This is a genomic window from Flavobacterium segetis, assembly GCF_900129575.1.
Taxonomy (GTDB): domain Bacteria; phylum Bacteroidota; class Bacteroidia; order Flavobacteriales; family Flavobacteriaceae; genus Flavobacterium; species Flavobacterium segetis.
In genome coordinates this window covers 443206-458018 of record NZ_FQWE01000002.1, presented here as the reverse complement: position 1 = coordinate 458018, position 14813 = coordinate 443206, and the positions used below count along the sequence as shown (strand labels likewise).

The 14813-nt window shown below is 33.4% G+C and carries 14 protein-coding genes; 13 read left to right on the top strand and 1 reads right to left on the bottom strand.

Annotation, left to right across the window (positions count from 1 at the left end):
* Window positions 1–22: 22 nt before the first annotated feature.
* From BUA99_RS04185 to BUA99_RS04130, 13 genes are all read left to right on the top strand, one after another.
* Window positions 23–2863 carry a TonB-dependent receptor gene (locus tag BUA99_RS04185; RefSeq protein WP_072988609.1) on the top strand — a complete coding sequence of 947 codons (2841 nt, stop codon included), beginning with the start codon at window positions 23–25 and terminating at the stop codon, window positions 2861–2863.
* A gap of 32 nt (window positions 2864–2895) precedes the next feature.
* Complete coding sequence (locus BUA99_RS04180) at window positions 2896–4440, top strand: SGNH/GDSL hydrolase family protein (RefSeq protein ID WP_072988607.1); 1545 nt, start codon at window positions 2896–2898, stop codon at window positions 4438–4440.
* 260 nt (window positions 4441–4700) lie between these two features.
* On the top strand, window positions 4701–6212 hold the full coding sequence (gene atpD, locus BUA99_RS04175; RefSeq protein WP_072988604.1) for a F0F1 ATP synthase subunit beta: 1512 nt from the start codon (window positions 4701–4703) through the stop codon (window positions 6210–6212).
* 79 nt (window positions 6213–6291) lie between these two features.
* On the top strand, window positions 6292–6573 hold the full coding sequence (locus BUA99_RS04170) for a F0F1 ATP synthase subunit delta/epsilon (protein WP_072988602.1): 282 nt from the start codon (window positions 6292–6294) through the stop codon (window positions 6571–6573).
* Window positions 6574–6835: 262 nt separating this feature from the next.
* Window positions 6836–7975, top strand: coding sequence for an aminotransferase class I/II-fold pyridoxal phosphate-dependent enzyme (locus tag BUA99_RS04165; protein ID WP_072988599.1), 1140 nt, complete (start codon window positions 6836–6838; stop codon window positions 7973–7975).
* A gap of 180 nt (window positions 7976–8155) precedes the next feature.
* Window positions 8156–8350 carry a hypothetical protein gene (locus BUA99_RS14920; protein WP_143151710.1) on the top strand — a complete coding sequence of 65 codons (195 nt, stop codon included), beginning with the start codon at window positions 8156–8158 and terminating at the stop codon, window positions 8348–8350.
* A 62-nt stretch (window positions 8351–8412) separates the two neighbouring features.
* Window positions 8413–9276: a TraB/GumN family protein gene (locus tag BUA99_RS04160; RefSeq protein ID WP_072988596.1), complete on the top strand. Its 864-nt coding sequence runs from the start codon at window positions 8413–8415 to the stop codon at window positions 9274–9276.
* 7 nt (window positions 9277–9283) lie between these two features.
* Window positions 9284–9793 carry an RNA polymerase sigma factor gene (locus BUA99_RS04155; protein ID WP_072988594.1) on the top strand — a complete coding sequence of 170 codons (510 nt, stop codon included), beginning with the start codon at window positions 9284–9286 and terminating at the stop codon, window positions 9791–9793.
* Window positions 9783–10397, top strand: a complete 615-nt coding sequence (locus tag BUA99_RS04150; protein WP_072988591.1) for a hypothetical protein — start codon at window positions 9783–9785, stop codon at window positions 10395–10397. The genes BUA99_RS04155 and BUA99_RS04150 overlap by 11 nt, the downstream gene beginning before the upstream one ends.
* Window positions 10398–10451: 54 nt before the next feature.
* Window positions 10452–11069: a dethiobiotin synthase gene (gene bioD / locus BUA99_RS04145; RefSeq protein WP_072988589.1), complete on the top strand. Its 618-nt coding sequence runs from the start codon at window positions 10452–10454 to the stop codon at window positions 11067–11069.
* A gap of 265 nt (window positions 11070–11334) precedes the next feature.
* Entirely contained in the window at window positions 11335–11694 is a 360-nt protein-coding gene (locus tag BUA99_RS04140; protein ID WP_234972902.1) for a Uma2 family endonuclease, read from the top strand.
* A gap of 64 nt (window positions 11695–11758) precedes the next feature.
* Complete coding sequence (bioA, locus tag BUA99_RS04135) at window positions 11759–13030, top strand: adenosylmethionine--8-amino-7-oxononanoate transaminase (protein ID WP_072988587.1); 1272 nt, start codon at window positions 11759–11761, stop codon at window positions 13028–13030.
* Between the two features lie 100 nt (window positions 13031–13130).
* Window positions 13131–14303 carry a beta-ketoacyl synthase N-terminal-like domain-containing protein gene (locus BUA99_RS04130; RefSeq protein ID WP_072988584.1) on the top strand — a complete coding sequence of 391 codons (1173 nt, stop codon included), beginning with the start codon at window positions 13131–13133 and terminating at the stop codon, window positions 14301–14303.
* A 3-nt stretch (window positions 14304–14306) separates the two neighbouring features.
* Here the strand turns inward: BUA99_RS04130 and BUA99_RS04125 are convergent, their stop codons facing one another.
* On the bottom strand, window positions 14307–14777 hold the full coding sequence (locus BUA99_RS04125; RefSeq protein ID WP_072988582.1) for a regulatory protein RecX: 471 nt from the start codon (window positions 14775–14777) through the stop codon (window positions 14307–14309).
* Window positions 14778–14813 lie beyond the last annotated feature (36 nt).

Genomic DNA, 14813 nt, shown 5'->3' with positions numbered 1-14813 from the left:
AAACCAATAAATTTTTAACCTAATGAGAGTATATTTACTTTATTTATCCTTGTTTTTTTGTAGCATAAGTTTTGCTCAAAGCACAATTTCAGGCGTTGTTACTGATGGTAATGACCAACCTATCCCTGGAGCCAACATCATGATCATTGGTGAATCAGCAAGTACATCATCGGCTGCTGATGGTTCATTTAACTTAAAATCAAATAAAAAACCACCTTACGTTTTAAACGTCTCTAGTGTTGGCTTTGCTACACAAAAAATAACAGTAACTTCAGCTAGTCAAAAAATATCTATTGTATTAGTTTCTCAAGATACAGAGCTTGATGAGATCGTTGTTTCTGCATCGCGAACTCCAGAAAGGATTAGAGAGTCTCCCGTAACGATTGAGAGAATGACAATAAAAGATATCAAGAGAACGGCTTCGCCAACATTCTATGATGGTCTAGAAAATTTGAAGGAAGTTCAAATGAATACTTCAAGTATGTCTTTTAAATCAATCAATACACGTGGATTTGCCACGGTCGCTAATACTCGATTTATGCAATTAGTGGACGGTATGGATAATTCATCACCATTGTTAAACTTTGTGTTAGGAAATCTAATAGGTATATCTGAAATTGATGTTCAAAGTGTTGAATTGTTACCTGGAGCATCTTCTGCTTTATACGGTGCTAATGCTTTTAACGGTGTTTTATTCATGACTAGTAAAAGTCCTTTTGATAGTCAAGGGATTACTGCTTATGCAAAATATGGTCAAACAAATCAAAAAGCCGCTGGAGCCAATGAATACTACGATTACGGAGTTAGAATGGCGAAAGTTTTTGACCCTCATTTTGCTGGTAAAGTAAATTTTTCTCTTTTAAACGGAACGGATTGGTACGCTACAAATTACGATGACTTAAAAGTAGCAGGAAGAACAAGAGACCACCACAGTTATAACGGGATTAATGTTTACGGAGACGAAGCAGTTTTAAATTTAAAAAATAGAAATCCATTTGGCTCAAGTGCTTATAATATTTTACCAAACGAGGATATTACTAGAACTGGATATAACGAAACTGATTTAACAGAAAGCAAAGTTAAAAATATTAAAATCGATTTCTCAATGCATTTTCGCCCCTTTGGTGATGAAAGATTAGAGGTTATTTGGCAATCGAAATTTGGTTTCGGTAATTCTATTTATCAAGGTGCAAGTAGATATAATTTAAATAACTTCTTTATGCAACAGCATAAATTAGAATTTAAAGGAAAGAATTTCTTTGTAAGAGGTTATACAACTACTGAAGATGGTGGTCAATCATATGACATGACTTTTACAGCCTTAAATATTAACCGAATTTGGAAATCAGATCAACAATGGTTTCAAGAATATGGAGCTGCTTTTGGAGCTGCTGCAACTGGACAAGTACCTGGAATTACTAATACACAGGACATGCATGCTTTTGCAAGAAAAACGGCTGACACTGGACGTTTGATTCCTGGAACTGCTGCTTTTAAAAATGCATTTAATAAAGTTATAGCAGATCCTAATGTGTTAACTGGATCTAAGTTAGTAGATAATTCTAGAATTTATCATTCTGATGCTAACTATAATTTTAAGGATTTATTTACACCAGCGGAGATTCAGGTTGGAGGTTCCTATAGAGTTTATCAATTAAATTCTCAAGGACGTATTTATACTGATGCTTTAAGTGGAATTAATTATAATGAATATGGAGTTTATACTCAGGTTCAGAAAAAATTAATGGAAGATAAATTAAAGTTAACCGGGTCACTTCGATATGACAAAGCCAAAAATTTTGATGGAAACTTTTCTCCTAGAGTGTCATTTGTTTATGGTATCGACGAACAAAAAAATCATAATTTGAGAGGTTCTTTTCAAACAGGTTTCCGTAATCCATCTACTCAAGATCAATATATTGGTTTCGACATTGGTAATAGAGTGTTAATTGGATCTGCACCTGACAACTTAAATAGATTTAGTGAAGTAAGAGGAAATAATATCAACGGTAGCGGAGTTATTTCTAATTATGGAATAGGTGTTCTTGGAGCAAATACTAAGACTCTTACAGGTGTTGATGCTTATAGTAATTCGTTTACGGAAAGATCATTTTTAGCATTTGATTCTGCTTACAGATCTGGACCTCCATCTGGGTTAAATACTGCAACTCAATTATTAGTGAAAGCTGATGTGAGTTTAGTAAAACCAGAATCAGTTAAAGCGTTTGATTTAGGCTACAGAGGAATTTTTAAAGGTTTTGCATTAGATGTTAATGGGTATTATAATGTTTACAATGACTTCATAGGTGGTTATAATGTTATAACTCCTTATTACGGACAAGCGGCTACTAATCCTAATAATACAACTAATCAATCAGGTAATGCCCTTGCAAATAGAGATTTTAGAACATATCAAATTTACACAAATACTGATTTAACAGTAAAATCTTTAGGAGCAGGATTAGGAATTTCTAAAAAAATATATGAAGATTTTGAGTTAAGCGGTAATTATAATTATTCTCAATTCGATTTTGACAAAGAGAAAGATCCAGATTTTGAGGCAAGTTTTAATACGCCAAAGCATAGAGTAAAAGCTACTATTAGTAACGATAAAATTATTGGAAATTTAGGAATGACAATCAGTGGTAGATGGAATAGTGCATATTTATGGGAATCAACTTTTGCTGATGGAATGATTTCTGAGGCTACTGTAATTGATTTACAAGCAAATTATAACTTTACATCATTGAAATCCATATTAAAAATAGGTGCTACTAATCTTGGCGGTAAAGAATATGGACAAGTAATAGGTGCTGGCTTAATAGGTCAACAGTATTTCGTTTCATGGACAATTACTCCTTAATTAGTTATTAATAAAAATATAATTTAGATATTATGATAAAAAATTTCAAGTGGTTATTTTTGGTTTCATTGACCTTTGTAGCCTGTAATAATGATGAGGTAGAAGTGATTTCAAACTCGTCAGATGGAAAAGTACTAACTGCTGGTACTGCAGATTTTACAAAATTCATCGCTTTAGGTAACTCGCTAACAGCAGGATATAGTGATAGTGCTTTATTTATTGAGGGTCAAAAAGGATCCTATCCAAATATTTTGTCTCAACAATTTGCACTAGTGGGTGGCGGACAATTTAAAACGCCATTTATGGCTGATAACATTGGTGGCTTTGTGGGGATTCCAGGTTTTGGACCAAGATTATTTTTCAATGGTGCTGGACCTGCTCCAGTTCCAGGCACACCATCTACAAATGCAGCCACAGTGTTGACAGGAGGGTTTAATAATTTAGGTGTTCCGGGTGCAAAAAGTTTTCATCTGGTTGCAGCGGGTTATGGTAATATTGCTGGTCTAGCGACTGGTCAAGCTAATCCTTACTTTGTTAGATTTGCATCTTCACCAGCAACATCAATAATAGTAGACGCAGTAGCCCAAAACGCAACTTTCTTTTCATTGTGGATTGGAAATAATGACGTTTTAGGTTATGCAACTTCAGGCGGTGTAGGTGCTAATCAAACAGGAAATACAAATCCTGCCACTTATGGTTCAAATGATATTACAGATCCTGGTGTTTTTGCTTCGGTTTATAATTCATTAATTACTGCATTAACAGCTAAAGGTGCTAAGGGAGTTGTTGCCAATTTACCTTACGTAACCTCTGTACCTTACTTTACAACAGTGCCAACCAATGCTGTTCCTGGATTACCTCCAGCTAGTGCGGCTCAGTTGAACCAATTGTTTGGTGGAATAAATGCGGCTTTGGCAGCCAGCTCTCTTCCTGCTCGATTTGTTACGCTTGTGGCAGATGATGGCAATTCAGCGACAATTGAAACCAATGCTTTATTAATAAAAGATGAAAGTTTAATAAATATTTCTGGCGCAATAACAGCGGCGCTTACACCCTCTTTTGGTGCGGCAACTGCAGGGATTTTAGGCAATCTATACGGTCAAGCAAGACATGCGAGTAATTCAGTTGCTACTAGGGATTATATAGTTCTTCCAGCTAGAACTGTTATTGGAACACCTCAAATTGGTGCTACTGCGCCTTTTAATACTATTGGTGTTTCTTTTCCAATGCAAGATAGTACAACGCTAACAGCTTCTGAAACAGCAGAAGTTAAAATCGCTACAGATGCTTATAATGCGGCAATTCGTTCAATTGCCACTGCAAAGGGATTAGCTTTTGTTGATGCAAATGCTGTTTTAACGCAGGTTGCTAGTGGAGGAATAACAGCTAATGGCTATACTGTAAGTTCAACGTATGTATCGGGAGGTGGGTTTTCTATGGATGGAGTTCATCCAAGTCCTAGAGGTTACGCTTTGATTGCTAATCAATTTCTTGCCGCAATTAATACAACGTATGGTTCAAACTTAAAAGCAGTAGACTTATCTAAATATAGAATTTTATTTACACCTGTATTGTAGGGTAGTTCAAAAATAAATAATCAAACAAAACCACCAGTTTTTAAAACGAGGTGGTTTTTTTATTTACGGCATTTGATAAGGATTACTGAATTGTATTTACTTTTACTAATCAATTATATTTTTCATTTTTTTTATGCTAAAAGATGTTGATTTTTTATTTTAAAAAATTATCTTTGCGCTTTGAAAAAAGTACCAAATCGATATGTTTCGGTTTGTACTCATTCATAAGCCTAATTAGCTATTTAATAAACACATAAGTAATGTCAAAAGTAATAGGAAAAGTTGCCCAAATCATTGGTCCAGTAGTTGATGTAGTTTTCAACGGTAAAGATGTTGAACTTCCAAAAATTTATGATTCATTAGAAATCACAAAAAAAGATGGTACTTTATTAGTACTTGAAGTACAATCTCATATTGGTGAAAACACCGTTCGTACCATTTCGATGGACTCAACAGATGGTTTGAGTAGAGGTTATGAAGTAGTAGGAACTGGAAATCCAATTCAAATGCCAATTGGTGCTGATGTATACGGACGTTTATTCAACGTTATTGGTGATGCAATTGATGGCTTGCCAGAATTGCCTAAAACAGGCGTAAACGGTATGTCAATTCACCGTCAAGCTCCAAGATTTGAAGATTTATCGACTTCATCTGAAGTGCTTTTTACTGGAATAAAAGTAATCGATTTAATTGAGCCTTACTCTAAAGGGGGTAAAATTGGTTTATTTGGTGGTGCTGGTGTGGGTAAAACAGTATTAATTCAAGAGTTGATTAACAATATAGCAAAAGGTCACGGTGGACTTTCAGTATTCGCAGGAGTAGGAGAAAGAACACGTGAAGGGAATGACTTACTTCGTGAGATGTTAGAGTCAGGAATTATAAAATACGGTGATGAGTTCATGCACTCTATGGAAAATGGAGGATGGGATTTGTCTAAAGTAGATTTACTAGGAATGAGAGAGTCTAAAGCTACTTTCGTTTTCGGTCAAATGAATGAGCCACCAGGAGCTCGTGCTCGTGTAGCACTTTCTGGGTTGTCTATTGCGGAGTATTTCCGTGATGGAGCTGGAACTGATCAAGGGAAAGATGTATTGTTTTTTGTTGATAATATTTTCCGTTTTACACAAGCAGGTTCTGAGGTTTCGGCACTTTTAGGTCGTATGCCATCTGCAGTAGGTTACCAGCCAACATTAGCAACAGAAATGGGTGCGATGCAAGAGCGTATCACATCAACAAATAAAGGATCTATTACATCTGTACAAGCGGTTTACGTTCCTGCAGATGATTTAACGGATCCAGCACCAGCAACAACTTTTGCTCACCTTGATGCAACAACTGTATTGTCTCGTAAAATTGCTGAATTAGGTATTTATCCTGCAGTTGATCCATTAGATTCAACTTCAAGAATTCTTACTCCGCAAATTTTGGGTGATGAACACTATGATTGTGCACAAAGAGTGAAAGAAATTTTACAAAAATACAAGCAACTTCAAGATATTATTGCGATTCTTGGTATGGAAGAATTATCTGAAGAAGATAAATTAGCAGTTTCAAGAGCACGTCGTGTACAACGTTTCTTATCACAACCTTTCCACGTTGCTGAGCAATTTACAGGATTAAAAGGAGTATTAGTTGATATTAAGGATACTATCAAAGGATTTAATATGATTATTGATGGTGAATTAGATCACTTGCCAGAATCAGCTTTTAACCTAAAAGGTACCATTGAAGAAGCTATTGAAGCTGGAGAAAAAATGTTAGCAGAAGCTTAATAATAAGTTATGAGTTATGAGTTATGAGTTTTTCAATAAACTTATAATTCATAATTTATAATTCATAACTCAAAAAATTATGATTTTAGAAATAGTATCTCCAGAAGCAAAATTATTTTCAGCTGCAGTAACTTCGGTGACGTTGCCTGGAATCAACGGTAGTTTTCAAATTTTGAATAATCACGCACCTATTGTTTCCATCTTAGAAAAAGGAGAGGTTAAAATTACTGCTGATAGTTTCGCTTTCGCAAAAGAAGTAGCTGGAAAATTTACAAAGATAAATGACCAGAATTATACGTTATCTATCAATTCAGGAACAATTGAAATGAAAGATAATAAGGTAATCGTTTTAGTTGACTAAATAATTTATTAAATAAAAATGATAAGCCTAGCGGAAACGTTAGGCTTTTTTTTACTTAATTTTATTAAAGATTATTTATAATATCTTACGGCGGAGGGTTGCCCGAAGTCTGTGCTGGATTTTATCTTTAATACTGAAATACTTAAGTCATATTATTTAGTCTATTTTTATCTCATTGATTTCCCACGAATATTGGTTCACGAAAAACTACTTTACATTATTATACAATCCGTTCTCTATAACTTTAGTATTTTTGTAATCTATGAGACTATTTCCCCAATCATTATCTGATAAGTTGCTGCAACGCAGAGCATCTAATTCACTGCGAAAATTATCTCTACCGAACAAGCACATAGATTTTTCTTCCAATGATTATCTTGGTTTATCAAAGTCGGAAATTATTTTCACCAATACACATCAGTACTTAGTTGAAACAGATGCCAAAAATAACGGTGCAACTGGTTCGCGATTACTCTCAGGAAACCATCCTCTCTATAAAATCACAGAGGACTATATTGCTCAATTTCATCATTCAGAAGCAGCTTTAATTTTTAATTCTGGTTATGATGCCAATATTGGATTTTTCAGTTCGGTACCGCAACGGAACGATGTTATTTTATATGACGAATTGTGTCACGCTTCTATCCGTGACGGAATAAAGATGTCAAATGCAAAATCATTTAAGTTTGTACATAATGATTTTGAAGATTTAGAGAAATTTATTTTACGAAATGATAATTCTGTGATTTACATCGTAACGGAGTCTGTTTTTTCTATGGATGGTGATTGTCCTAACATGGAAGAATTAGTACAATTATCAGAAAAATACAATTGCTATTTAATTGTTGATGAAGCGCATGCTTTAGGAGTTTTTGGATCTAAAGGCGAAGGATTGGTTCAGATGTTAGGTTTGCAAGATCACGTTTTTGCTCGAATCATGACTTTCGGTAAAGGATTAGGTTGTCATGGTGCTGCAATTTTAGGCTCGGAAGAATTAAAAACCTATCTTATTAATTTTGCAAGAAGTTTTATTTATACTACTGGACTTTCACCACATGCTGTTGCTACAATTTTAATTGCTTATCAATATTTAGAAAAAGATTTAAATAGTATTGATGAATTAAAACAAAACATCATTCACTTCAATCAGCAACTTACTTTATTAGGATTAAAACAACTATTTGTCCGCAGTAAATCAGCAATACAAAGTGCAATTATTCCCGGAAATCATAAGGTAAAAGCAATTGCTAGTGAGTTACAAAATAACGGTTTTGATGTTAAAGCTATACTTTCTCCTACAGTACCAGAAGGTCAAGAGCGTTTACGTTTTTGCTTGCATAGTTTTAATTCAAAAGAAGAGATTAACCAGATTTTACGATTGTTAGCAAATTCAGTTTTTTAGATTTTTGTTATAAATACAAGCTTTCAAAAACCTTATAGATTCTTACTATTACATTCTTTCTTTAAATATACAGAGTACTAAACTGACTCTTTATCAGCTTTTAATAAATAATTCAAATTTATTTGTAACGTTTTAATTCTTTTCTTACTTACGAGAGGTAATCAAATAAATTAAATCATTATGAAACCACAATCCCCTGCATCAAAAGAAAACATCTTTAATTATGTTTTTATTTTTCTGACCTCATTAGGTCTAAGCTTTTCATTAGTCAATCATTTTATCTTTGGCAAAACAGATTTCACATTAGTAGTCATCATGGCGTGTTTATTTATTGCTTCTGTTGCTTCCTGGCTACGAAAAAGAGTAATAAAATAATCCTAGCGAAGTTTCAATCATCTAAAATCAAAAATCAATCAACAAGTTAATCAAACAAAATCATGAAAAATTTTTTCAAATTAGTATTATTAGTAGTTATCGCCTTATTTAGCGTATCCATTCAAGCTCAAGAAATTCAAGCTCCACTTAAAAATTCATTATTATGGGAAATATCGGGAAATGGTTTAGCTAATAAGTCATACCTCTACGGAACTGTACATGTGATCTGCGCGTCTGACTTTTTTTTAACAGAGAAAGTTAAAAAAGCTTTAGAAAATTCAAATAAATTAATTTTAGAAATTAATATGGCTGATCCAAACGAAATAGCTAGTATGCAAGATTTGGCTATGGGAAAGCTAACCTTAGATAAAACATTAAATAGCTCACAATTATCAAAGTTAGATGAAATTTTGAAAAAGAATACTGGGATGACAGTACAGCAAGTGAATGGTTATAGGTTGACAACGGTTATGAGTTTAATTTCCATAAAAAGCTTTAATTGTAATGAACTTAAATTTTATGAAATGGAGTTTATCGCTAAAGCAAAAGAACGAAAGATGGAAGTCTCCGGTCTTGAAACAGTTAAAAATCAATTTTCTATTATTGAGAATGCTTACACAACAGACGAGATGATTGCTTCATTAGCTGAATCTAACAGTGAATTAAACAAGGCATTAGTAAACGAATACAAGAATGAAAATATTGAAACGCTTTATAAAAACAGCACTACTGAAAAATTAATGAGTGTAAAAACTAGAGCAGAAATGCTTGATAATAGAAATATAAATTGGGTCAAAGCCTTACCTGAAATGCTTTTAAATGAATCTTCATTTATAGCGGTTGGTGCGGCACATTTAGCTGGTGAATTTGGAGTAATAAATTTACTAAGGAAAGCAGGATATAGTGTAAATCCAGTAATGAAATAGTTTTGTTTTGAAAGAAAAAGAAAAAGAAAAAGAATTTTTAAATCGGACTGAAAAGCACAAAGGGATTTTATATAAAGTTTCTAAAATGTATATGGATAATCCTGACGATCAACAAGATTTGTTTCAGGAGATTATCTGTCAGCTGTGGAAATCGTATGATTCCTTCCGTAACGAAAGTCAGTTTTCAACATGGATGTACCGAGTAGCAATTAATACTGCTATTGTTTATCTAAAGAAAGAGAAACGGAAAGTTGACAAGTATGAAATCCCTTCAGAAAACATTAAAGAGGAAGAGTGCGATTCCCACATTAAAGAGAGCCAATTAGATCATTTTTACAAAGCCGTTCAAAAATTAGGCAAAATTGAGAAGGCAGTAATCATTTATCAATTGGAGGGATTCTCTCATAAAGAAATAGGGGAGAATCTTGGGATCTCTGAAGGGAATGCAAGAGTGAAATTAAACAGAGCGAAAGAAAAATTAAAAGAAATTATAAAAAATCAAGGATATGGATTTTAACGATATACAAAATCAATGGAATAATGAGAGGACAGATGAAATCACTCTTCCTACTAATGTCCAAAAAATACAAGAGGCTAATACGCCTTTGGACAAAATCAAGAAAAATTTAAAAAAGGAGTTTTTTTATCAAATTATTGGAATCGTTTTTGCTGGATTTATTCCTTTATTATATGATTTTCCGCAAAAATTTATCGTCTTATTTTATCTCTTTTTTAGCCTTTTTGTAGCAATAAGCGTTTATTACCTAGTGAAATTATATTTATTTTATAAGAGGTTGAACAACGTAACTTTAAAAACAAAAGATAGTTTGTATGAAACCTATTTTGATATTAGATTGAACATGGAATTATATAAAACATTCGGGTTTGCTTTAACTCCTTTTTTAATTTTGTCGTTAATAGGTTTCTTGTATTACACACTATCGAACGTTCCCGGATTTCAGTTTACTGAAATAACTAATTATCAATTAGTGGCAGTTTTCTCAATTGTATTTTTTAGTATGATTTTTATGGGAATTATACTTGAAGTGTGGGTAAATAAATTTTATGGGAAATATGCTAAACAAATACGCAAATTGCTAGATGAATTAAAAGAAGAATAATAAACGACCCATCTTAACGATGGGTTTTTTATTTTTGTGTTCTAATAAAAAATTATGAAACTATTTATAACGGGAATTGGAACTGATGTAGGAAAAACTATTGCTTCAGCAATTATTACCGAATCTTTAAAAGCTGATTATTGGAAACCAATTCAGGCTGGGGATTTGGATAATTCAGATACACATAAAGTAAAACGCTATGTGTCTAATAATAAATCAATGTTTTTTAAAAATAGTTATGCGTTAAAGACTCCGGCCAGTCCACATTATGCTGCAACAATAGATAATATTGTTGTTGATTTAAAAAAGATTGTAGAACCGGTAACACAAAACCATTTAGTTGTTGAAGGTGCTGGAGGACTTTTTGTCCCACTAAATGCTGAGGATTGTGTAATTGATTTAATCCAACCAGATTATAAAGTAATTGTGGTTTCCAGACATTATTTGGGAAGTATCAACCATACATTGCTAACTATTGAAGCGTTACAAAATCGAAATATTAAAATTGCTGGAATTGTTTTTAATGGAAATGAGAATAAAGCAACGGAGTCTATTATTCTTTCTAAAACGGGAATCAATTTTATTGGTCGTATTGAAGACGAACCTTATTTTGATAAGAATGTAGTTTCCGAATATGCGGCATTATTTCAAGAAAAGTTGTTGAAGTTGTAACAATAGTTATTTTCGTTAAATTTGTAAAAAAGCATTTTTTATTACCAATATCAGTCAATTAGATTTATCGAAAAAATATTCTTACGTTGATTATTTAATTTGGATGTTTCAAGAACTATTGGAACTTTTTAAAGGTAAAATATTCAAAATGAGTCCAGCTCTGAGTATGTAACACCAAAAAGTTGTAGGCAACATACATGGAATTTTATAGAATAAATTCAAAAACCAACCTTGTACTGTTTTTGCAGCACCTTTCGATGTGCGCTTGGTAAACACAAAAAATCTAAAAAACGATGCTGATATTAACACAGTTGTTCAACCCCACTTGTACGTGATTTGCGATGAAACTAAGTTAGATGCGCAAGGTGCAATTAGTGCTCCTGAACTGATGATTGGACTACTTTTGCCCGGAAATTCTAAAAAGGAAATGCATTATAAATACGATTTGGAACAGATAGCTGGCGTTTTAGAATATTGGATCGTAAATCCAGAAAACAAAGCGATATTTATTTATTTTTTAAAAGAGGGAGTTTTTGTGGGTCAACATCCTTTAATTGAAGATGATAGAATGGAGAGTCCACTTTTTACTCAACTTGATTTTAAATTAGAGGACATTTTCAATTAAATTTTCTTGTTCCTTCTTTCAATACGAAGTTTATAGCTCGAACTTCTTTTCTTATCTTTGCTTAATGAATTTAATTGAAAGAGACCGCCAATATCTTTGGCATCCATATACCCAACATAAAACAGCCGCTTTGCCCATTGCCATCAAAAAAGGGAAAGATGCTTTACTCTGGGATGAAAATAATAAAGAATATATTGACGCAATTGCCTCTTGGTGGGTAAATCCTTTTGGACATTCAAATGTATTTATTGCTGATGCAATTTACAAACAGTTGACGACTTTAGAACACGTTTTATTTGGTGGATTCACTCATGAACCAGCAATTGTTTTGGCTGAAAAGCTGATGGAGATCTTGCCAAAAAACCAACAAAAATTATTTTTTTCAGATAATGGATCTACGGCGGTTGAAGTAGCTATTAAAGTTGGTTTACAATATTTTTTTAATAAAGGCGAGAAGAGAACAACTATAATTGCTTTTGAAAATGCTTTCCATGGCGATACATTTGCGGCAATGGCAGCAAGTGGAATTTCATTTTACACCCAAGCCTTTGAGGGAATGTTCATTGATGTGGTGCGGATTCCAGTTCCTACAAAAGGTCATGAAGAAGAGAGCTATACTGCATTAAAAGTGGTCATCAAAAGTAATCCTTGTGCAGCATTTATATACGAACCTTTAGTACAAGGAGCTGCAGGAATGGTAATGTACGAGCCAGAAACGCTGGATATTTTGATGCTAATATGTAAAGAAAACAATATTCTTACCATTGCTGATGAAGTGATGACGGGCTTTGGGAAAACTGGAAAAACTTTTGCAACAGATTATTTAGTTCAAAAACCAGATATGATGTGTTTATCAAAAGCGTTAACTGGTGGAACAATTCCTATGGCAATTACCACTTTTACTCAGGATTTATTTGATGCTTTTTATGATGATGATATTAATAAGGCACTATTTCACGGACATACATTTACAGCAAATCCTACAGGTTGCGCAGCTGCGTTAGCGAGTTTAGAATTATTGCAAACAAATGAAATGCAAGAGAACCTTACTCGAGTGAATGAAAAACACTTAGCATTCCAAAAAAAGATTGAAAATCATTCGCGAGTGACAACAACAAGAGTATTGGGAGTTATTTTTGCATTAGAGATTAAGACCGAAAGTAACGAAAGTTACTACGGAACTTTGCGCAATAAACTCTATAATTTTTTTATTGCTAATGGTGTCATTCTGCGTCCCGTGGGAAATATTGTTTATATTTTGCCTCCTTACATTATCACAAATGAACAATTGCATAAAATATATGATGTGATTGAGGATGCTTTAGAAAAAGTTTAAATTTGTAAAAAAATTAAAATCTACTAATTGAATTCTTTTTTTTATTCTAAAAGTTAGAATGTGCTACAATTAGCAAAATTTGTATTTAAAAAATAGTTCCTTGTCAAAAATTATTTCGATTACTGCCATTTCCTCCATTTCACCTCTAGGTAATTCTCCAGAAATTATTTGGAAAAATTACTTAAGTGGCAACCATTGTTTTTCAAATCAACGTTTTGATCATAAAGACACCTTTGTCGCGACATTAGACAATGATTCAAAGCAGGTTATTGTTAATTTACGTGAATCAGATAACAAATATAAATCACTGGATATTTCCGTTTTGTATGCAATGGCAGCTGCTCGAAAAGCAGTAGAAACTGCCGGTTGGAATCCTAATGCTATTTTTGGAATAAACATAGGTTCTTCTCGCGGAGCTACTGATCTTTTTGAAAAACATCACAAAGAGTATTTAGAAACTGGAAAAGCACAAACCCTTGCTTCACCTACAACTACGCTAGGAAATATTTCCTCGTGGGTTGCCCACGATTTACAAAGTTCAGGACCTGAAATATCACATTCTATAACTTGTTCTACTGCTTTACATGCTGTTTTAAACGGAGTGGCTTGGTTAAAGGCCGGCATGGCTGATAAATTTTTAGTTGGTGGCAGCGAAGCGCCACTTACTGATTTTACAATTGCCCAAATGCGAGCTTTGAAAATTTATGCTAATGCAGAAAACAATGGAGTCCAAAGTATAGAATGGCCAAATCGAGCATTTGATCTAGAAAAAAAGCAATCAACTATGATCCTGGGTGAAGGCGCGAGTGTTTGTTGTTTAGAAATTGGGAAAAGGGAAAATGCTCTAGCGTACATTGAGGGAATAGGCTATGCAACTGAAATTTTAGAACACAATATTTCTATTTCTGCAGAGGCGACCTGCTTCCAAAAATCAATGAATATGGCATTACAAAATACTAATTTATCTGAAGTTGATGCAATAGTGATGCACGCCCCAGGAACGGTAAAAGGCGATTTATCAGAGTACAAAGCAATCCAAAAAATTTTCGGCGAAAGCCTTCCCTTGTTGACCACAAATAAGTGGAAGATAGGACATACTTTTGGTGCATCAGGAATGTTGAGTATGGAACTTGCAATTATGATGATGCAAAATAATACTTTTATCAGCGTTCCTTTTGCAGTAGCGCAAATCCAAACTAAACCTATTCAAAAAGTATTGATTAATGCAGTTGGTTTTGGAGGGAATGCCGTGAGTATTTTGTTATCTCTTTAAGATCTATTTTGATTCTAATTCCTTTACTTTTTCGTAAACCAAATTACTTTCGAAACCTTTTCGCAGCAAATAATCGCAAAATTTCTTCCTTTTTTTTAGCGTATTAGTTTCTCTTATAGATTCCCAATTTCGCTCAGCCAGCGTATGAAAAGTTAATAAATATTCTTCTTCGCTAATTTCTTGTAGTGCGGTAGTTATTAATCTTTGATTTATTTTCTTGAATTTTAGTTCATTAATAATTCTGATTTTTCCCCATTGCTTCATTCGGTGTTTTCCTCTTGCAAAACTGCAGGCGAAACGCTCCTCATTAAGGAAATTATCGCTTAAAAGCTTAACTATAATCACGTCAATTTCATCTGCATCCATTTTCATACTGCGCAACTTTTGAACGACCTCCTCATGACAGCGTTCTTGATACGCACAATAATGTTCTATTTTATGAACTGCTTCCTTAACTGAAAATACTTCTTTCATGCTTGAGATTAATTTATAAACAAAGAAAAGAAAAAT